We start from the raw sequence: 19,333 nt of genomic DNA, 5'->3' as shown, positions 1-19,333 counted from the left end.
CGGATGACCCGCTCACTCGTCGACCCTGATCCGCAGGACAGACCCTAGGCTGGTGACGCCTGTCACCCAGCCCAGAGGAGGGTCGTTTCGTGCCCGAGCGCAGCCTGGACGCCGAAGGCGGTACCGGTCACCGGGCCGCCGACTCCTTCAGCGGTTCGGCACCCGGACGCCGCCGGTCGCTTCGTGACGAGGTGATCGGACGCCTGGTCCGAGCCGCCCTGGACGACCAGGTGGCCAAGTCCGGTCGGTCCGCCCTCCGGGTCGTCGACGCCGGCGGCGGCACCGGGCATCTCGCGGTCCCCATCGCACGGATGGGTCACCAGGTCACGGTCGTGGATCCCAGCCCGGATTCCCTGGCCGCGCTCGAACGCCGCGCCGCGGAGGCGCACGTCACCGGCCGAGTCCAGGCGGTGCAGGGTGACGCGGTGAGTCTGCGGGAGCTTCTCGGGGAGGCGACCACCGATCTGGTGCTCTGCCACAGCGTGCTGGAAGTGGTCGACGACCCGCAGGTAGCCGTTCACGCGATGGCGAGCGTGCTGCGGCCGGGTGGTGCGCTCAGCCTGGTGGCGGCCAACCGCTACGCCGCCGTGCTGGCCAAGGTGCTGAGCGGTCACCTCGACCAGGCGCGGGCGGCGCTCGATGCCGCCGACGATCCGGTGGAGGCCGGCCCCACACCACGTCGCTTCACCCCTGAGCAACTGCGCGGGCTCGCCGAGAACGCCGGACTCGTGGTGGTCGACGAACGCGGCGTCCGGGTCTTCGCCGACCTGCTGCCGGCCGGCCTGGCCGACGAGCCCGGGGCGACCGCCGCCCTGCTCGACCTCGAGTCCCAGGCCTCGGCGCATCCGAAGTTTCGCGTCCTGTCCGCCCAGCTCCACCTGCTCGCCCGCAGGCAGTGATCGCGGCCGACGGGCCTGAAGCCGCCCGCTCAGGTACGGTGTCGGTGGGAGCATCGCTCGAACGTCGCCATGCGGACAGAGGTCGTCGTAGCCGACTTTTACCCGCCGGTTCCGTCGAACGTGCAAGGTCGGCTACCGTGCCGTTCCGAGCCTGCCTAGACTTTCATCTAGGCTCATTGAAGATCGAACACGGCAGTGTCCCGTTGGAGGTCAGGTGCCTCTCTCTGACCACGAGCAGCGACTGCTCGAGCAGATGGAGCGGGCCCTTGCCGCCGAGGACCCGAAGTTGGCCTCGGCGTTGCGGGGGGTCGATCTGCGCACGCGCCAGCGCCGGCGTGCCGTGATCGGAGCCGCCGTCTTCGTCGTCGGCATGGTGTTGATGCTCGGCGGCGCGATCATGATGACCACCGGCCAGAGCATCAGCGGTTTCGTCGCGGTGAGCGTGCTCGGCTTCCTGGTCATGCTGGTCTCCGCCTACTACGTCGCGACCAGTCTCCGGCACATGCCCGCGGCCGGAGAGACACCCAAGGTGGTGCCGCTTCGCGGGCGCGGGCAGCGACCACGCGGCGCACAGGCCAAGCCGGGCGGACAGGCCAAGCCGAGGGGTCGTCGCCCCAAGCCCAGCGGCACCTTCATGCAACGCGTCGAAGAACGCTGGCGGCGCCGCCGCGAGTCCGGTTTCTGACCTTCGCCACCACAGATCTTCGGTCGACCGCCGACCTTCGGCCTCCACCGACGCCGAAGCTGCCACGCGCTGTCTGCCGCACTTCGCTCAGCCGCCGTACCCACGTCGCCATCGGTCGCCGAGGCGGCGGCATGATGCCAGTCCTGCCTCCGTGACGACGTGGTGCTCCGTGACTGGTGCTCAGCGGCTGGTGCCGGCCATCCGGCCGCGTCGCCACCGCCGGGCGAGTCGCGGCCCGAGCGTGTCGACCCGGTCGAGCAGGCCGCTCACCGGGGACCACAGCGCCGGCAGCCGGCGCCACAGCGACACCGGTGCCAGCCACGCCCGCAGCCGGCGCCGCAGGGTCACCTGACCGAACAGCGCCCGGGTCACCGTGGCCACCGCCGCGCGCACGTCGCCGACCTCGCCCGGGGCCGGGGCGTACCGCCCGCGTTCGACCGCGTCGACCACGGTCCGCAGCGCCTGGTGCGCCGACGCCGGCAGCCGGTCGGCCAGCCGGACCCCGGCCGTACGCGGCGTCGTGGCATTGTCCCAGGGCACCCCCAGGTCGGTCGTCACGTCGGCGAGCTCACGCCAGGCGGCTTCGACCAGTCGTTCCGGATCCCGTTGCGACAACCTGGACCGGCGGATACCGAACCGCGCCAGCATCGGCATGGCCACGATCAGAAGCGCCACCAGCACGACCAGCAGGGGGAGCACATTGAACGCCGGGCCCGTCGGCGCGGTGGGTACGGCGTTGATGTGGTCGTTCCGATGCGCCAACGGCGTCGGCGACGATGACGGGTTCCGGTTCTGCCGGGGGTCCTCCGGGTTGTCGCGCTGGTCGGGGATCGGCGTGTTCGGCGTGTTGGTGTCGGGGACGGTCCAGACCGGAGCGACGCCCGTCTGTGACTGCGGGGTCGGCTCGAACCGCACCCATCCGTATCCCGCGAAGTACAGCTCGGGCCAGGCGTGGGAGTCGTGGGAGGTCACCAGCCAACGCCCGTCGGCCTGCCGGGTGCCCGGCATGTAGCCGACGCCTACCCGGGCCGGGATGTCGAGCGAGCGCGCCATGATGGCCATGGTGGCGGCGAACTGCTCGCAGTAGCCGCGCTTGTCCGCGAGGAACTCGAGCATCGCCGACCCGCCGTGGCCGGGCTGGACCTCGAGGTCGTAGATGAAGTCGTTGCGGAACCAGGACTGCAGCGCCACCGCCTTGTCGTAGGCGGTCCGCGCCTTCGCGGTCTTGGCCCGGGCCAGCCGCAGAACTTCCTTCGGGATGTTCGGCGGGAGCTTCGTGTAGCGGTCGAACACCGCGGCCGGCGGTGGGCCGGCGTCTCGAAGCTGGGACGGGGTGTAGTCGATGTCGAGGGTGCGTACGTCGTAGGAGAGTCCGGCCGACTCCTGACCGCGGAGCACGATGTCCAGCGTCTCCGGGTCGTACCCCCAGTCGGCCGTCGTCTTCACCGCGGTCGGGGGGTACGGCGTCGGCAGCCACCTCGACTGCAGCGCGTCGGTCACCTGGAACTTCGTCGTCACCGAGGTCTTCGCGACCTTGCTGCGCAGTCCCGGCGGATCCGGGAGCCGCGCGTACTCCGTCCGGTCGGGGGTGACGTTGCTGACGCTGCGGGGGGAGGGCCGCCAGCGGTCGCCGTCGAACTCGTCCAGCGTGACGAGCTTGATGTAGTCGGGGGAGTTCGATCCGGTGGTGTACGTCATCACCGGGAAGTCCTGCGGGCGCTTCAGGTCGCGCTTGAGGTCGACGATGGGGTTGTTCACCTTGATCGTGCGGCTGGCCGGACCGATCCCGCCGCCCTCCCCGCGTCCCAGCACGCTCTCCGGAAGCGTCGGCACGACCGCGGGTACGACGACCGCGAGCCCGATCACCGCGGCGCTCACCCGCCGGCCGGTCTGGCCGAGCAGCGAGGTCTGCACGGTTTCCTGCGGCCCGGCGACATCGTCGGCGAGGCCGATCACGCGTCCCCATCTGCCGAGGCGTTCGCGGCCCTCGCCGAGCAGCAGGACGACGTAGCCGATCGCGGCCGGGACGAACGCGAGTGCGGAGATGCCGCCGGAGACGGTGGTCGCCGGGATGCTGTAGACGAGCAGCAGCGGCAGGCCGGCCCACGGGGTCAGCCGGTACGTCGCCGCCAGCAGGTCGACGGCGATCGCGACGAGGCCGATGCCGATCGCGGTCACCATCACCAGGTCGGCGTCGTAGGGGACCGGCGCGGCGTAGCGCACCACGATCAGCAGCCCGTCGTTGATGCGGTGGGCCAGCGCCAGCACCGACTCGCCGGTGGGCAGGAACCCGAACCGCAGGTCGTGCGGCGCGTAGACCAGCACGAACGCCCAGCCGAGCGCGGCCAGCTGACCGAGGGGTACGAGCAGTCGCGGCGTACCGACCTGGCGCAGGACGAACCCGATCGTGGTGACGAACAGCGCGGCCAGGACGGCCGACCACAGCCACTCGGTGGTGGCGTACGCGGGAAACAGCGCGAGCGAGGCGAAGACGGTGGCGAGGAAGGCTGCGAGACTCCGACGAAGCGCGCTGCTCATGACGCCTGCCCTCCCCAGGTTTCCTCACGAACGGTCGGTGCCGCGGCCGGTGGGGTCGGTGAGTCGTTCGCCACCCCGGCCAGGGGCCCGGCCGCCGCGGCCGGTGCCGGCGAGGACGCGGGAGATGCGGGAGACGCTGACGAGGGGGCCGACCCGGGAGACGCGGGGGACACTGACGAGGAGGCCGACCCGGGAGACCGGGGGCCGGCGCCGTCCTCGCCGAGCATCAGCTGGGCCCAGGCCGCCGGGACGGTCGTACCGTGCCTGACCACCGAGACCCGCCACCCGCCGCGGCGCAGCATGCGCACGCTCTCGGCGAGTTGCTCGGCCATCGCCTGGGGCGAACGCTCGTTGCCGGCCGCCCAGGACGGGGTGTCGACGACGATCGCGAACGCCGCGCTGGACCGCTGCCGCGCCTGCACCAGTGCTTGGGCCTCGGCGGGTGTGACTACTCCGATCACCGCCACCAGCAGGCCGTGCGAACCGTCGTTGGCGGCCGTCAGGGAGGTCTGGGACAGGTGCCCGATCGACGACGGTGCGACCACGGCGAGCGCGTCCAGGATCTGCCCCTCCGACTCGACCGTCGGACCCGACTCGCGCGCCGTCGCCAGCACCGACGCGCCAGCGTCTGTCAGCAGGCGTACGGAGAAACCCCGGCGCAGCAGGTGCACGCCGACGGAACCGGCCGCGCTCACCGCCCACTCGAACGAGGACGTCGCGCCGCTGCCGCGATGGCCGATCCGTCGCGTGTCGAGGAAGACGGTGGCGCGGCTCTGCCAGGGCTGTTCCTCCCGCCGCACCATGAGTTCCCCGCGGCGGGCGCTGGATCGCCAGTGCACCCGGCGCAGGTCGTCGCCTTCGCGGTACTCGCGGACGGTGACGTCCTCCTCCCCGTCGGCGGACGCCGCACGCTGGTTGTGCTCACCGCTGCTGGACCACTCACCGGCCGCCTTCGCCGCCGGGAGCGCGTACACCCGCGGCGTGACCAGGAACACCTCCTGGGACCGGAACGACCGGGACAGCTCCACCAGACCGAACGGATCGGTGACGCGCAGGGTCAGCGGACCGACCGTGAACCGGCCGCGGGCCTCCGACCGCACGGGGTAGGTGACGTCGCGGCGCCACCGGGCCGACATCCGGTCCAGGACGAACCGCGGCCTGGAACCGAGGAGGTAGGGCACCTGGTCCTCGAGGAGCAAAAGGCCGGTGGGCATCCGGCCGACGTTCTCCAGCCGCAGGCGTACGGTCGCCTGCTCACCGACCTGCACCCGCACCGGTTCGATCGTCCGGGAGGCGGCGATGCGGTAGCGAGTACGGGTGACGACGAGGACGGTCACCACCGGCAGGGCGAGCAGAAACACCGCCACCCGCAGGAGGTCCTTCTGTCCCAGGGCGACGGCGCACACCGCAGCGGCGACACCCGCGGCCAGGAAAGCCCGGCCGCGGGTGGTGAGGGATGAGAACCGTCCCCCCATCCGCGTCACCGAGAGCGGCGGTGCGGGTCGGGGACCGGAACGGTCCGCACCAGGTCGGTGACGACCTGCTCGGCCGAACGCCGTGCGATCTGGGCCTCCGCGGCGGGCAGCAACCGGTGTGCGAGGACCGGGACGGCGAGAGCCTGCAGGTCGTCGGGCAGGACGTACTCCCGGTCGTCGAGCGCGGCCGCCGCCCGGGCCGCCCGGACCAGGTGCAGGGTCGCCCGGGGCGAAGCGCCGAGCCGCAGGTCGGGGGAGTTGCGGGTGGCGGTCACCAGCGTGATGGCGTACTCCTTCACCGCGGGGGAGACGTAGACGCCCTGCACGATGTCGACCAGCTTCGCGACCTCACGCGCGTCGGTGACCGGCTCCAGGTCGTCCAGCGGCGAGGCCGCCCCGTGGGCGTCGAGCATCTCCAGCTCGGCCTGGGGGCTCGGGTAACCCATCGAGACGCGGGCCATGAACCGGTCGCGTTGCGCCTCGGGCAGGGGATAGGTGCCCTCCATCTCGATGGGGTTCTGCGTCGCGATGACCATGAACGGCGCCTCGAGATGGTATGTCGTGCCGTCCACGGTGACCTGGCGTTCCTCCATGCACTCCAGCAGCGCCGACTGCGTCTTGGGCGACGCGCGGTTGATCTCGTCACCGACCACGATGTTGGCGAAGATGCCACCGGGCCGGAACTCGAAGTCGTGCGTCTCCTGGTTGTAGACCGACACGCCCGTGACGTCGCTCGGGAGCAGGTCGGGAGTGAACTGCACGCGGCGTACGGAACAGTCGATCGAGCGCGCCAGCGCCTTGGCGAGCATCGTCTTGCCCACGCCGGGCACGTCCTCGATGAGCAGATGGCCTTCGGCGAGCAGGACCGTCAGCGCTGTCCTGACCACGTCGGGCTTGCCCTCGATCACGCGCTGGACCGCGTCGCGGACGCGACCCGCTGTCTGTGCGAGATAAGGAAAGTCCGCCGCCGGAGCCCAGCGCGGCTCCTCCGGTCGCCTCGTCGGCTCGAACGTCGGGCCGGTCGACACCATGGCCTCCTTCACCAATGGGGCCGCTGGCGAAGCGGCGCGTTGGTCGAGTGTCTCAGGTTCGGGTCCTGCCGGGGATGGGGGATCGCACGGGTTGTCCGTGCCTGGTTGGTGTTGCTGATGACGGTCCTCCTGTCGGACATCCCGCCGGACTGACCGAGCCGGACGACTCCTGGCATCGACCGTACGTCCGCCGGGCCGCGGAATCCTCGCTCGGCGAGAAATTCCCGGGCTCATCTCTTTCTGTCCTCTTCTATTGAGCTCCGTCCGGCCTCTCTTTCCTGCTCCGTCGCCAGACCTGGATGCCCCGTCGGGCGGGCCGACCTTGTCACGTCGCTTGTCGCGTCGCTCGTCGCGTCGCTCAGTGCGTCGTCGCGTCACCGTGCCTCTTCGGGAAGACGAACGATGTGCCGGTCCTGCATCTCTTCAGCAGTCCGCTCATCCGGGATACGTACGTCGCCCACCACTTCGCTCCACCGCATCACCCGACCAGGTCGCCGTGCCACGGCGCGACGCACGTCGTGGTACGCGACATCCCCGCACTTCGCACGCGTGGTACGCGACGCCGGTTCGGCAGAAGCCGGCCGCGGCCACCGGAGGGACGGCCCGCCGGGCGACACGCCGTACGACACGCCGACGGTCGCATCCGGCTGCCGTCGTCCGCTCCAGCCGCTCCACGCGTGCCGCTCCACCGCTCCCCTTTCCTCCACCGTTCGCAAACACGCCTCTGACCTGCGGAGATACCCAGGACCGTCACTCGGAAGAAGCGCCGCGCCGAGCCGAGAGCTGGTTGACGGTGGAGTGCTGTGGGGTAAAGTGGCGCGCAGTGGTGGACGGCGGTACCCGGCGAGCCTCACGGGGAGGTGGCGGCCACGTTTCTCGGCACCCACACCCCGCGTCTCGACGAGAAGGGACGGCTGTTCCTCCCGGCAAAGTTTCGGGACGAGCTTGCGGAGGGGCTTGTGGTCACACGCGGACAGGAGCGCTGTCTCTCCGTCTGGCCACTGGCTGAGTTCGGTCGGCTGACCGAGCAGATGCGACAGGCGCCGGTCACGAACAAGGCGGCGCGCGACTACCTCCGGATGCTGTTCGCCGGTGCCTCCGACGAGAAGCCCGACAAGCAGGGGCGGATCACTCTTCCGCCGATGCTTCGGGAGTACGCCGGCCTGCGGCGCGACTGCGTGGTGATCGGCGCCATGAACCGCGTCGAGATCTGGGACGCCGAGGCCTGGGCCAGTTACTCCAGCGACCAGGAGCAGGCGTTCTCCGAGCTCAGCGAGGAGGTGCTGCCAGGAATCCTGTGACGTTCCGCCCCCGGTCAGTACCCCGTCACATGCCCCGTCCACCGGTCGTTCCGGCGGACAGTCCATTCGAACGAGCAAGCAGTGGTCGTGCGGTGAGGTCTCCAGCCCGCTCCCTGCGCCTTCTGACGCACCTTCCCCGGCGCCAGACGGCGGTTTCCCCAGTGAGCGGGCGGGGACCTGGCCGCACGGCAACGACACGCAGCACCATGCAGTGGGGGTCGAGGTGAAGGAACCGGCACGCCGGCACGGCGCGGACCGCTCCGGTCATGTGTCCGGGGCGACCGACCCCTCCGCCAGGTCGTGGCCGCTCGACCCAGGTCAGGAAGCGTTGCGCCCGCTGCTCCGGGCGCGGTTCGTCGCGGCCGGCCTCACGCTTCTCGCCTGCACCGCCGTGTCGTTCGCCCTCTCGACCCTGCTGCGCCTGCCGGGCTGAGAGGACAGGATTCCCATGAACCAACGTGCCGGCGAGCCGACCCACGTCCCCGTCCTCGCGGCACGGGTGGTGGAGCTGCTCGCTCCCGCGCTGGCCGAGCCCGGCTCCGTGGTGGTGGACACCACGCTCGGCCTCGGAGGTCACGCGGAGGCGCTCCTGGAGGAGTGCCCGCAGGCCAGCCTGGTCGGCCTCGACCGCGACCCGCAGGCGCTGGCCGCCGCCGGAGAACGCCTGGAGCGGTTCGGTGACCGGGCGACCTGCGTCCACGCGGTGTACGACCAGCTTCCGGACGTCCTCGACGACCTCGGCCACCACCGGGTGCGGGGAGTTCTGTTCGACCTCGGCGTGTCCTCCCTGCAACTGGACGAGGTGGAGCGCGGGTTCGCCTACAGCCGGGACGCCCCGCTCGACATGCGGATGGATCCCACCCGGGGCCCGACCGCCGCAGACGTTCTCAACACCTACTCCGCCGCTGACCTGGCCCGGATCCTTCGGGTGTACGGCGAGGAACGCTTCGCCCGGCGGATCGCCGACGCGGTCGTCCGGCAACGCGAGAGCAGGCCGTTGACCACCAGCAGGGAGCTGGTCGACCTGCTGCGCTCGGCCATCCCGGGCGCCGATCGGCAGGTCGGCGGCCACCCGGCCAAGCGCACCTTCCAGGCGCTGCGGATCGAGGTCAACGGCGAGATCGCCGCCCTGGAACGCGCACTGCCGGCTGCGGTGGACCGGCTCGCCGTCGGCGGCCGGGTCGTCGTCCTGGCCTACCACTCGCTGGAGGACCGCCTGGCGAAGCAGACGTTGGGTGCCCTCGCACGCCCTGACGTCCCGCCCGGCGTCCCGGCGGTACCACCCGGCCACGAAGCCGTGCTCCGCCTGCTGACCCGCGGGGCCGAGAAGGCCACGCCGGAAGAGGTGGAGTCGAACCCACGTGCCACGTCGGTGCGGATGAGGGCAGCGGAACGGATTCTTGACAGTCGCCGTACGGCGAGCAGAGGGGGAGCGGCATGAGTGCCCTGGAGAGTCTCAACCGGCCAGTACGGGAGGTGGCTCCGCGGCCACGGCTCCGGGTGGTGCCGAAACCGGAGCCCCAGCAGTCCAGGGCGCCCTTCGTCATTCTCGTCGTGGCGATCCTCAGTGCGGGCCTGCTCGGGCTGCTGCTGCTCAACACCACGGTCCAGCAGGGTTCGTTCACCATCCACGACCTGTCGCGCCGGACGACTCTGCTCGAGGACCGCCAGGCGGCCCTCGAGCAACAGGTCGCGGCGATGCGGGCGCCCGAGCACCTCGCCGGACAGGCAGAGCGCCTGGGCATGGTGCCCAACACCAACCCGGTGTTCCTGCGCCTGAGCGACGGCGCGGTGCTCGGTGACGCGGTGCCCGCGAAGGCCCGCCAGACCCCGGCGCCGTCCCCGTCGGCCCGGGTCGGTGACAGCATCCCGCCCCAGGTGTCGTCGGGTCGGCCGGGCACGCAGTCCGAGAGCCAGACCGGCACCGGGGCCCAGACCGGCACCCAGCCGGGCCAGGCGACCACGCAGACCGACCCGGGCGCGGCGGGCACGACCGCCGACCAGGGCACCCAGTCGCGGTCGGGAACCAACCAGCCGCAGGCGGAGCGGCCCCAGACCGAGCGGCCCTCGGGGTCGGCGCCCCTGGTGACCCTGGAGCCGCCGACGTCGGGCGGGGGTGACCAGTGAGCCCGGAGCGCCCGCGCAAACCGTCCGACCGCGCCACCGGTGCGGGGCGTTCCGGTGGCGGGTCCGGCCGACCGGCGCGCCCGGAGACAGGGCGCCAGTCGGCCCGGAGTGCCGACCGCGGCAACCGCCGAGGCGCCACGGGCCGGTCCAGCGGCAGCGGAAGCGGAAGCTCCCGTTCCACCGGCGCTCCGCGCTCGGCGGGGACGACGCGCCGGTCCTCCCCAGGGGCGACCGGCGTGCCCGTGCGCCGCCGGCGGCCCGCCACCCAGGCACGGGTGGTCCGCCCCTCGCCCCGGCGCCCGCCCCGCACCCTCCGGCTCGGCCACACCGAGCGCCGGCTGCGCGTGGGTTTCCTGCTGGTCGCGTTCGTGATGTCGGTGTTCGCCGGCCGGCTGGTCCAGCTGCAGGGCTTCGACGGTGCGGCGTACGCCAACGCGGCCGTGAAGGAACGCATCAGCCGGGTCACCCTGCACGCGACCCGCGGTGAGATCACCGACGCGACGGGCGTACCCCTCGCGACCACCGTGGACACGCTGGCGGTCACCGCCGACCCGACGATCACCCGGCCCGACGCCGGGCAGATCGCCGAGACGCTCGCGCCGATCCTGAAGGTCGACCAGGAGGCGCTGACGACGAAGCTGCGCACGCCGAAGACGAGGTTCGTCTACCTCGCCCGCAAGGTTCCGACACAGACCTGGAAGAGGGCCCGCGACGCCCTCCGGGCGGAGGGCCTCGGCGGCGTGCTGACCGAGCCCGACCCGATGCGGACCTACCCCTCCGGCCAGGTGGCGGCGAACATCGTCGGGTTCACCGGTTCCGACGGCGGAGGCCTGTCCGGGATCGAGTACGCCCTGGACGGCAAGCTGCGCGGCAAGGACGGCCACATGGTCTACGAGCGCGGCCTGAACGGCCAGCAGATCCCGCTCGCGCACAGCTCGGAGGAGGATCCCGTCCCCGGCGCCAACGTCCGGTTGACGATCAACCGGGACGTCCAGTGGGCGGCGCAGCAGGCGATCGCCGCCCAGGTCAAGGCCACCAACTCCCGCAGCGGTGACGTCGTGGTGATGGACACCCGTACCGGCGAACTCGTCGCGGTCGCCACCGCGCCCACCTTCGACCCCAACCACCCGACGAAGTCGCCTGCCGAGGACCGCGTCAACCGGCCCTTCCAGGAGGTGTACGAGCCGGGCAGTGTGGCCAAGGTGCTCACCGCCTCGGCGCTGGTCGACAGCGGCTACGTCACGCCCTCGACGAAGATCCGGGCTCCGGGCTCGCTGATCCGCGACGGCCGCCGGATCGGTGACTGGTGGGGACACGGCACGGTCAACCTCACCTTCGCCGGTGCGCTGGCGAGGTCGAGCAACATCGGTGTCGTGCTGGCCGCCGAGGGCATGCCGAAGGAGCTGCAGGCCTCCTACCTCCGGAAGTTCGGGATGGGAAAGCCCACCGCCGTCAGGTACCCGGGTGAGTCGGGCGGCACCATCGGCAAGGTGTCCGACTGGACCCCGCTGCGCCGGGCGACGATCTCGTTCGGCCAGGGCATGTCGGTGACCGCGGTCCAGTTGACGGCCGCGGTGGCGGCCGTCGCCAACGGTGGTGTCCGGGTCGACCCGACCCTGGTCAAGGGGTACGTCGGCGACGACGGCTCGCTCGTGCCGAACCCCGCGCCCAAGCGGACCAGGGTGGTGAGCGAGCAGGCGGCGGCCACCGTGGCCCGGATGATGGAACAGGTCGTCCAGGGCCCCGACGCGCTGGCCACGAAGGCGGCGATCCCGGGCTACCGGATCGCCGGAAAGACCGGGACCGCCCAGCGCGCGGACTCCAGTTGTGGCTGCTACCGGGGCTACACCGCGTCGTTCGCCGGATTCGCCCCGGCCGACGACCCCCGCTTCGTGGTGTACGTCGACCTGCAGGACCCCAAGAAGGGCGGCAACAGCGGAAGCGGGCTCGCCGCACCCGTCTTCCACGACATCATGGCGTTCACCCTGCAGAAGTACGGCGTCCCGCCCACCGGCACCAAGTCGCCCGTACTGCCCCTGTACTGGTGACCACAGGCGATCCTGATGATCACAGGTGACGGAGGCCCTGACCGACGCTGCCCTGGCGGGGCACGTGACGTGCCGGCGACGCGGCCGCAGGCGATCACCGGTGTGACGCTGTAGCCTCACGCCGCAGACAGTGGCGCGTGGGGGACGCGCGAGCGGCCACATCCCGGCCGCACTGCGCCGGCCCGCCCGGACAGGGTGGGCGAAGATTCTCGACATCGAGGGAGGAAACCCCGTGGCCGTCCCCGCCACCGGCGCGGTGACCCCGCGTCCGACACGTCCGCCCCGCCGGACGCTGCCGGAGGTCGTCTCCTTCCTCTCCGCGCTGCCGGGGGCCGAGCTCGCGCCGGCCGAGGTGTCGTACGCCGAGCGCTCCGACGCCGGGTGGGCCGACGTGGTGATCACCGGCATCAGCCAGGACTCGCGGGCGGTCGTACCCGGCGACCTCTACGTCGCCCGCCCGGGCGACCGCTCCCACGGAGCCACGTACGCCCGGACCGCCGCCGACGGCGGCGCCGTGGCCGCCCTGACCGACCAGGCCGGCCGGGGCCGGTGCGAGGCGGCCGGGCTGGCGACGCTCGTGGTGCCCGACCCGCGGGCCATGGTGGGCGAGCTGTCCGCCTGGATGTACGGCAACCCCGCCCGGGACCTTCTGATGCTCGGGATCACCGGCACCAACGGCAAGACCACCACCGCGTTCCTGCTGGAGGCCGCCCTCCGGTACGCCGGGCGGCGGACCGGACTGCTCGGCACCACCGGAACCCGCATCGGCGACGAGATCCTGCCCAGCGCCCGGACGACGCCCGAGGCGCCGGACCTGCAGGCGCTGCTGGCGGTGATGGTCGAGCGCGGCGTGCAGGCGGTGTCGATGGAGGTGTCCAGCCACGCGCTCGTCCACGGCCGGGTGGACGGGACTATCTACGACGTGGCCGGGTTCACCAACCTCAGCCAGGACCACCTGGAGTTCCACGGGGACCTGGAGTCCTACTTCCGGGCGAAGGCGAGGCTGTTCACCCCCGGGCACGCCCGCGTCGGCGTGGTCAACCTGGACGACGAGCACGGGCGGCGACTGGCGCGTGAGGCGGCGGTCGAGGTCGTGACGTACTCCGCGGCCGGTGACCCGGCGGCGGACTGGCGCGCGGAGGAGGTCCAGCCGGCCACCGACGGCGGCAGCGCCTTCCGGGTGCGCGGACCGGGCGGGATCGACGTGGCCGTGTCGCTGTCGCTGCCCGGGGACTTCAACGTCGCCAACGCCCTGCTGGCGACCGCCATGCTCGCCACCGCGGGGGTCTTTCCCGAGGAGTTCCTTCCGGCGTTCGCCGAGGTGGCCCTGCCCGGGCGGATGGAACGCGTGACCGCCGGCCAGGACTTCGTGGTGCTGGTCGACTACGCACACACCCCGGATGCGATCGCCCGGGCACTGGACACCATGCGGGCGCGCACACCCGGCCGGCTGGTCACGGTGCTGGGATGCGGAGGTGACCGCGACCGGAGCAAGCGGCCGCTGATGGGCGCGACCGCGGCCCGGCACGCCGACCTCACGGTGATCACCGACGACAACCCGCGCTCGGAGGATCCGGCGGCGATCCGGGCGGCCGCGCTCGCCGGTGCCCGGGAGGTGCCCGCCGCCGACCGCGGCGAGGTACGGGAGGTCGCCGACCGGCGGGAGGCGATCCGGTACGCACTTGGGGCCGCTCGGCCCGGCGACACCGTGCTCGTCCTGGGCAAGGGTCACGAGCAGGGCCAGGAGATCGCCGGGGTGGTGCACCCCTTCGACGACCGGGTCGTCGTCACGGAGGAACTGGCGCGGACGTCCGGCTGCCACGGTGCAGCTCTGGCCGCCGGCCACGAAGCCGGTCACGGAGCCGGCCAGGAAGGGGCGCAGCGATGATCACGATGACCTTGGCGGAGATCGCGGCCGCGGTCGGCGGCGAGCTGCACGAGGCCGACCCCGAGTCGACCGTCACGGGGGGAGTTGCCGCCGACACCCGGAAGCTGTCGCCGCGCGGGCTGTTCGTCGCCGACGGGCGCGGGCACGACTTCGCCGCCGAGGCCGTCCACAAGGGGGCCGCGGCGGTGCTGAGCAGCCGGCCGCTCCCGGGCCTGCCGTGCGTGGTCGCTCCACCCGCGGAGGGCCACCGGGACGCCTCCGTGGCGGCCGCCGGCCGGCTGGCCCGGCACCTGCTCGACCGGCTGCCCGACCTCACCTTGGTGGCGGTCACCGGATCGGCGGGCAAGACCACGACCAAGGATCTGCTCGCGCAGCTGCTCGCCGGGGCCGGTGAGACGGTGGCGCCGGAGGGGTCGCTGAACGACGAGCTGGGCATGCCGCTGACCGTCCTGCGGGCAGACGAGCAGACCCGCTACCTCGTGCTGGAGATGGGCGCGAAGCGGGTCGGGCACATCCGCTACCTCACCGAGCTGGCGCCGCCCGACATCTCCGTCGTCCTCAACGTCGGCCTCGCCCACGTCGGCGAGTTCGGCGGCAAGGAGATGACGGCCAAGGCCAAGGGCGAGCTGGTGGAGGCTCTCGGCGAGGACGGCGTCGCGGTCCTCAACGCCGACGACCCGCTGGTCGCCGCGATGGCCGGGCGAACCCGCGGCCGGACCGTCCTGGTGGGCGAGGGGCCCGACGCCACCGTCCGTGCCGAGCGCGTACGGCTCGACGATGCCGGCCGCGCGGCGTTCGAACTCGTGACCCCGGCCGGGAGCGCCAAGGTGGCGCTCGGAGTGGTCGGGCGGCACCACGTCGCCAACGCGCTGGCGGTGGCGGCGGTCGGGCTCGCGGTCGGCCTCGACGTCACCGCGGTCGCCGAGGGCCTGTCGGCCGCGGTGGCACTGTCCCGCTGGCGGATGGAGGTGAGCGTCCGCTCCGACGGCGTGACGATCGTCAACGACGCCTACAACGCCAACCCGGACTCCATGCGAGCGGCCCTGGAGACGTTGCCGGTGCTGGCGAGGGGTGGCCGCTCGTGGGCGGTACTGGGTGAGATGCTCGAACTCGGGGAGGCCGCGGACGAGGCCCACGAGGGGATCGGCAGACTTGCGGTGCAGCTGGGTGTGTCCCGGCTGGTGGTGGTGGGCGCGGGCGCCCGTGCGATCGAGCGCGGAGCCCGGTCCGAGGGATATTCGGGAGAGGAGTCGGTCTTCGTGCCGGACACCGATCAGGCGCTCGCGCTGCTGCGGCGGGAGCTCCGTGCCGGTGACGTCGTACTCGTCAAGTCCTCGCGTGACGCCGGGTTGCGTCATCTCGGCGACACCCTGAGTGAGGGTGCGGGCGGCAGTGCGAGCGGCCTGGGAACCGGGACCGTGGAGGGCGGCGCGTGAAGGCAATCCTCCTCGCCGGCGGGGTCTCGCTGCTGATCTCGCTGCTGGGCACGCCCGTCGCGATCCGGATGCTCGCCGCCCGGGGGTACGGCCAGATCATCCGCGACGACGGACCGACCTCGCACCACACCAAGCGGGGTACGCCCACGATGGGCGGCGTCGTGATCATCGTTGCCGCGGTGCTGGGCTACATCGCCGCGCACCTGTTCGTCTGGCGGCTGCCGTCGGCGTCCGGCGCGCTTGTGCTGATGCTGATGGTCGGGCTCGGCCTGGTCGGCTTCCTGGACGACTACCTCAAGGTGTCCCGGCAGCGCAGCCTGGGCCTGCGGGCGAAGACCAAGCTCGCCGGGCAGACCTCGGTCGCGGTGATCTTCGCGATCCTGGCCCTGCAGTTCCCGGACGAGCGGAACGTCACGCCGGGTTCGACGTTCGTCTCGTTCATCCGCGACATCAGAGTCCCCTGGCTGGAGCTCGGCTCGATCGTCTTCGTGTTGTGGGTGCTCTTCCTGATCGCGGCGACGTCCAACGGCGTCAACCTCACCGACGGCCTGGACGGCCTGGCCACGGGCGCGTCGGTGATGGTGTTCGCGGCGTACACCCTGATCTGTGTCTGGCAGTTCAACCAGGCGTGCTTCAACCAGCCGGCCGCGAAGTGCTACGAGGTCCGAGATCCGTACGACCTGGCGGTAGTGGCGTTCGCCGTCACCGCGGCCTGTTTCGGCTTCCTGTGGTGGAACGCCTCACCGGCCAAGATCATCATGGGCGACACCGGCTCGCTGGCGCTCGGCGGCGGGGTCGCCGCGATGGCGGTCTTCACCCGCACCGAGCTGCTGCTGATCGCCATCGGCGGCCTCTTCCTCATCGAGGTGGCCTCGGTGATGCTGCAGACCGGCTTCTTCAAGTTCACCCGATGGCGCACCGGCACCCCGCGCCGGATCTTCCGGATGGCCCCGATCCACCACCACTTCGAGCTGAAGGGCTGGAACGAGGTCACCATCGTGATCCGGTTCTGGATCATCTGCGGGATCTGCGTGGCGGGCGCGATCGGCATCTTCTACGCGGAGTGGGTGTCCGGCACGTGAGTACACCTGACGCACCGAACGCCCAGAACGCCCCGCACGCGGGTCCGGACTGGCTGGACACCGCCGACCGGCACTCGCCCTGGCCCCAACTGTCCGCCCTCGTCACCGGGATCGGCGTGTCCGGCTACTCCGCCGCCGCCGGCCTGCTGGGCGTCGGCGCGCGGGTCGCCGTCGTGGACGAGCGCGACGGGGACGCCGAACGCGAGCGCGCCACGATCCTGCAGACGCTCGGCGCCGACGTCCGGCTCGGCCCCGGCTCGACCGCGTCGATCCCGGATTCCATCCCCGGCGGACCCGACGTCGTGGTGACCTCGCCCGGCTGGCGGCCCGACGCCCCGATCCTGGCGCAGGCGGCCGCCGCGGGCATCCCGATCCTCGGCGAGGTCGACCTCGCGCTGCGGCTGCGCGATCCCGAGCACGCCGCGCCCTGGCTCACCCTCACCGGCACCAACGGCAAGACCACCACGGTCGGGATGCTGGCCTCGATCCTGTCCGCCGCCGGGCTGCGGACCGCGGCGGTCGGCAACATCGGCGCCCCGGTCGTGGACGCGGTGCTCGACCCCGAGCCGTACGACGTCCTGGCCGTCGAGCTGTCCAGCTTCCAGCTGCACTGGTCGCGGCGGCTGTGGCCACGGGCGGCTGCGGTGCTGAACGTCGCACCTGACCACCTCGACTGGCACGGCACCCTGGACCGCTACGCCGCCGACAAGGGCAAGATCTACGAGGGCTGCGAGATCGCCTGCGTCTACAACGTCGCCGACGCCGCCACCGAGGAGCTGGTCCGGGCGGCCGACGTCGTGGAGGGCTGCCGCGCGGTCGGCTTCACTGCGGGCATCCCGGCCGTCGGCATGCTCGGCGTGGTCGACGGGGTGCTCGCCGACCGGGCCTTCGTCGAGCAGCGCCAAACCTCCGCCGCCGAGCTGTGCAACGTCCGCGACCTCCCGTCGTCGGCGCCGCACAACGTCGCCAACGCGCTGGCCGCGGCGGCGCTGGCCCGCGCGCACGGTGTCCGCCCGGCCGCGGTACGGGCCGGCCTCACCAGCTTCACGTTGGAGCCGCACCGCATCCAGCGGGTCGCTGACGTGGACGGCATCCCGTACGTCGACGACTCCAAGGCGACCAATGCGCACGCGGCGCTGGCGTCGCTGCTGTCGTACGACTCGGTGGTCTGGATCGCGGGCGGTCTCGCGAAGGGGCAGGATTTCGACGACCTGGTACACGCGGTGAAGGGCCGGCTGCGGGCTGTCGTCCTCCTGGGCCGCGACCGCAGACTGATCTTCGAGGCACTCTCGCGACACGCGCCCGAGGTCCCCGTCGTCGAGGTCGCTGACGGCGAGACTGAGGTAATGGATCGCGTCGTGGCGCACGCGCGGCACCTGGCCCGTCCAGGCGACACCGTGCTCCTCGCGCCCGGGTGCGCGTCCTTCGACCTCTTCGCGAGCTACGGCGCGCGCGGTGACGCGTTCGGCGCGGCGGCGCGGCGGCTCGCCGGAGGTGCACCGCACAGCAGCTGAACGGGAGGCCGCGCTTGCGCACAGGGACGGGAGTCTCGTGACCACCGCCGAGGAGACCGGGAACGCAGGCGCGGAACGCCGGACGAGCTGGCTGGCCGACCTGCGGGGACTGCTGGACCGTCCGCTGACGTCGTACCACCTGATCGTCGGCGTGAGCGGCCTGCTGCTGGCCCTGGGCATCGCGATGGTCCTGTCGGCGTCCAGCTACGACTCGCTGGAGACCTACGGCAACTCCTACACGATGGCCCTGCGCCAGCTGATGTGGGTGGCCGCCGGCATCCCGATCGCGTTCGTCGCCACCAGGCTGCCGCTGCGCGTGCTGCGGGTGTGCACGTACCCCATGATGATCGTGGCGTTCGTGCTGCTGGCGCTCACCTTCACCCCGCTGGGCGTGGAGGTCAACGGCAACCGCAACTGGCTGTCGTTCGGCGGGCCGTTCATGATGCAGCCCAGCGAGGCGGCCAAGCTCGCGCTGGTGCTGTGGGGCGCCGACGTGCTGGCTCGCAAGGAGAAGCTGCTCCAGCACTGGAAACACCTGGTCATCCCGTTCGTGCCCGGCGCGGGGCTGGTGCTCGCCCTGGTGCTCGGGCAGCGCGACCTCGGCACGTCGCTGGTGCTGTTCTCGCTGGTGCTGGTGCTGTTGTTCGTGGTGGGCACGCCGCTGCGCTACTTCGCGATGTTCGTCGCCGTCGTGGGTTTGCTGGTCACCTACCTCGCCATCACCAGCGCCTACCGCATGCGCCGGCTGGTGAGCTTCCTCGACCCCTTCGCCGACTACAGCAACACCGGCTGGCAGGCCGCGCACTCGCTGTTCGGGCTCGGCACCGGAGGGTGGTGGGGCGTCGGAATCGGCAACAGCCGGGAAAAATGGGGCTGGCTGCCCGAGGCGCACACCGACTTCATCTACGCCGTGATCGGGGAGGAGCTCGGCCTGGTGGGCACCCTGGTGGTCCTCGGGATGTTCCTCACCCTCGCCTATGTCGGCATCCGGGTCGCCCTGCGCACCGAGGACACCTTCACCCGTCTCGCCACGGCCGGGATCGTGGGCTGGATCACCGCCCAGGCGCTGGTCAACATGGGCGCCGTCCTGGGTCTGCTACCCATCACCGGCATACCCCTGCCGCTGGTGTCATACGGTGGGTCCGCCATGCTTCCGACTCTGTTCGCCCTCGGGCTGCTCGTGTCGTTCGCGCGGCGTGAGCCGGCCGCTCGCGCCGCGCTGGACGAGCGTGCCGCCAACCGGGCGGCGTCCAAGGCAGCCGCGCGGGCGCGGCGGAAGAGTTCGGCCCGCCACGACGAAGGGTGAGTC

Annotated in this window: 15 protein-coding genes; 12 read left to right on the top strand and 3 right to left on the bottom strand. The window is 72.0% G+C overall.

What is annotated here, in order from left to right:
- Positions 1 to 89: 89 nt before the first annotated feature.
- Together BLU27_RS23730 and BLU27_RS23725 are read left to right on the top strand one after the other, a co-directional pair.
- Positions 90 to 899 carry a methyltransferase domain-containing protein gene (locus BLU27_RS23730; RefSeq protein ID WP_241827600.1) on the top strand — a complete coding sequence of 270 codons (810 nt, stop codon included), beginning with the start codon at positions 90 to 92 and terminating at the stop codon, positions 897 to 899.
- Positions 900 to 1,113: 214 nt separating this feature from the next.
- Complete coding sequence (locus BLU27_RS23725) at positions 1,114 to 1,584, top strand: DUF3040 domain-containing protein (protein ID WP_092655855.1); 471 nt, start codon at positions 1,114 to 1,116, stop codon at positions 1,582 to 1,584.
- 180 nt (positions 1,585 to 1,764) lie between these two features.
- On the opposite strand, the gene BLU27_RS23720 is transcribed toward BLU27_RS23725, so the two are convergent.
- The 3 genes from BLU27_RS23720 to BLU27_RS23710 are packed head-to-tail and all read right to left on the bottom strand — an operon-like array spanning position 1,765 to position 6,628.
- Positions 1,765 to 4,122, bottom strand: a complete 2,358-nt coding sequence (locus tag BLU27_RS23720; protein ID WP_092655854.1) for a transglutaminase TgpA family protein — start codon at positions 4,120 to 4,122, stop codon at positions 1,765 to 1,767.
- Positions 4,119 to 5,597, bottom strand: coding sequence for a DUF58 domain-containing protein (locus BLU27_RS23715; RefSeq protein WP_092658155.1), 1,479 nt, complete (start codon positions 5,595 to 5,597; stop codon positions 4,119 to 4,121). Before BLU27_RS23715 ends, BLU27_RS23720 begins: the two co-directional genes overlap by 4 nt.
- A 5-nt stretch (positions 5,598 to 5,602) precedes the next feature.
- Positions 5,603 to 6,628, bottom strand: coding sequence for an AAA family ATPase (locus BLU27_RS23710; protein ID WP_092655853.1), 1,026 nt, complete (start codon positions 6,626 to 6,628; stop codon positions 5,603 to 5,605).
- An 860-nt stretch (positions 6,629 to 7,488) separates the two neighbouring features.
- On the opposite strand from BLU27_RS23710, the gene mraZ reads away from it, so the two are divergent.
- From mraZ to ftsW, 10 genes are all read left to right on the top strand, one after another.
- On the top strand, positions 7,489 to 7,929 hold the full coding sequence (mraZ, locus tag BLU27_RS23705; protein ID WP_092655852.1) for a division/cell wall cluster transcriptional repressor MraZ: 441 nt from the start codon (positions 7,489 to 7,491) through the stop codon (positions 7,927 to 7,929).
- Positions 7,930 to 8,152: 223 nt separating this feature from the next.
- Positions 8,153 to 8,362, top strand: a complete 210-nt coding sequence (locus tag BLU27_RS23700; RefSeq protein WP_157728777.1) for a hypothetical protein — start codon at positions 8,153 to 8,155, stop codon at positions 8,360 to 8,362.
- Positions 8,363 to 8,377: 15 nt separating this feature from the next.
- Complete coding sequence (gene rsmH, locus BLU27_RS23695; RefSeq protein ID WP_092655850.1) at positions 8,378 to 9,370, top strand: 16S rRNA (cytosine(1402)-N(4))-methyltransferase RsmH; 993 nt, start codon at positions 8,378 to 8,380, stop codon at positions 9,368 to 9,370.
- The gene (ftsL, locus tag BLU27_RS23690) at positions 9,367 to 10,056 is read left to right on the top strand and encodes a cell division protein FtsL (RefSeq protein WP_092655849.1); all 690 of its coding nucleotides are present in this window, start codon (positions 9,367 to 9,369) and stop codon (positions 10,054 to 10,056) included. Before rsmH ends, ftsL begins: the two co-directional genes overlap by 4 nt.
- 236 nt (positions 10,057 to 10,292) lie before the next feature.
- Entirely contained in the window at positions 10,293 to 12,104 is a 1,812-nt protein-coding gene (locus BLU27_RS23685) for a peptidoglycan D,D-transpeptidase FtsI family protein (protein ID WP_241827599.1), read from the top strand.
- A gap of 232 nt (positions 12,105 to 12,336) precedes the next feature.
- Positions 12,337 to 13,992: a UDP-N-acetylmuramoyl-L-alanyl-D-glutamate--2,6-diaminopimelate ligase gene (locus BLU27_RS23680; protein ID WP_092655848.1), complete on the top strand. Its 1,656-nt coding sequence runs from the start codon at positions 12,337 to 12,339 to the stop codon at positions 13,990 to 13,992.
- A complete protein-coding gene (locus BLU27_RS23675) occupies positions 13,989 to 15,428 on the top strand; it encodes a UDP-N-acetylmuramoyl-tripeptide--D-alanyl-D-alanine ligase (protein WP_092655847.1) in 1,440 nt (479 codons plus the stop codon). The genes BLU27_RS23680 and BLU27_RS23675 overlap by 4 nt, the downstream gene beginning before the upstream one ends.
- Positions 15,425 to 16,510 (top strand): phospho-N-acetylmuramoyl-pentapeptide-transferase, encoded by a 1,086-nt coding sequence (gene mraY, locus BLU27_RS23670; protein ID WP_092655846.1) that lies wholly within the window; start codon positions 15,425 to 15,427, stop codon positions 16,508 to 16,510. Before BLU27_RS23675 ends, mraY begins: the two co-directional genes overlap by 4 nt.
- A complete protein-coding gene (murD, locus tag BLU27_RS23665) occupies positions 16,507 to 18,024 on the top strand; it encodes a UDP-N-acetylmuramoyl-L-alanine--D-glutamate ligase (protein WP_241827598.1) in 1,518 nt (505 codons plus the stop codon). The genes mraY and murD overlap by 4 nt, the downstream gene beginning before the upstream one ends.
- Positions 18,025 to 18,061: 37 nt before the next feature.
- The gene (ftsW, locus tag BLU27_RS23660; RefSeq protein ID WP_197681546.1) at positions 18,062 to 19,330 is read left to right on the top strand and encodes a putative lipid II flippase FtsW; all 1,269 of its coding nucleotides are present in this window, start codon (positions 18,062 to 18,064) and stop codon (positions 19,328 to 19,330) included.
- Positions 19,331 to 19,333: the final 3 nt, after the last annotated feature.

It is taken from the genome of Actinopolymorpha singaporensis, from assembly GCF_900104745.1.
Lineage (GTDB): Bacteria > Actinomycetota > Actinomycetes > Propionibacteriales > Actinopolymorphaceae > Actinopolymorpha > Actinopolymorpha singaporensis.
The sequence above is the reverse complement of the archived record's forward strand: the minus strand, read 5'-3'. Positions and strand labels throughout refer to the sequence as shown.

What these genes read in the sequence shown, in the direction of transcription:
- BLU27_RS23720 (WP_092655854.1), bottom strand. Translation starts at nt 4,122, where the DNA reads ATGAGCAGCGCGCTTCGTCGGAGTCTCGCAGCCTTCCTCGCCACCGTC.
- BLU27_RS23715 (WP_092658155.1), bottom strand. Translation starts at nt 5,597, where the DNA reads ATGGGGGGACGGTTCTCATCCCTCACCACCCGCGGCCGGGCTTTCCTG.
- BLU27_RS23710 (WP_092655853.1), bottom strand. Translation starts at nt 6,628, where the DNA reads ATGGTGTCGACCGGCCCGACGTTCGAGCCGACGAGGCGACCGGAGGAG.
- rsmH (WP_092655850.1), top strand. Translation starts at nt 8,378, where the DNA reads ATGAACCAACGTGCCGGCGAGCCGACCCACGTCCCCGTCCTCGCGGCA.
- ftsL (WP_092655849.1), top strand. Translation starts at nt 9,367, where the DNA reads ATGAGTGCCCTGGAGAGTCTCAACCGGCCAGTACGGGAGGTGGCTCCG.
- BLU27_RS23675 (WP_092655847.1), top strand. Translation starts at nt 13,989, where the DNA reads ATGATCACGATGACCTTGGCGGAGATCGCGGCCGCGGTCGGCGGCGAG.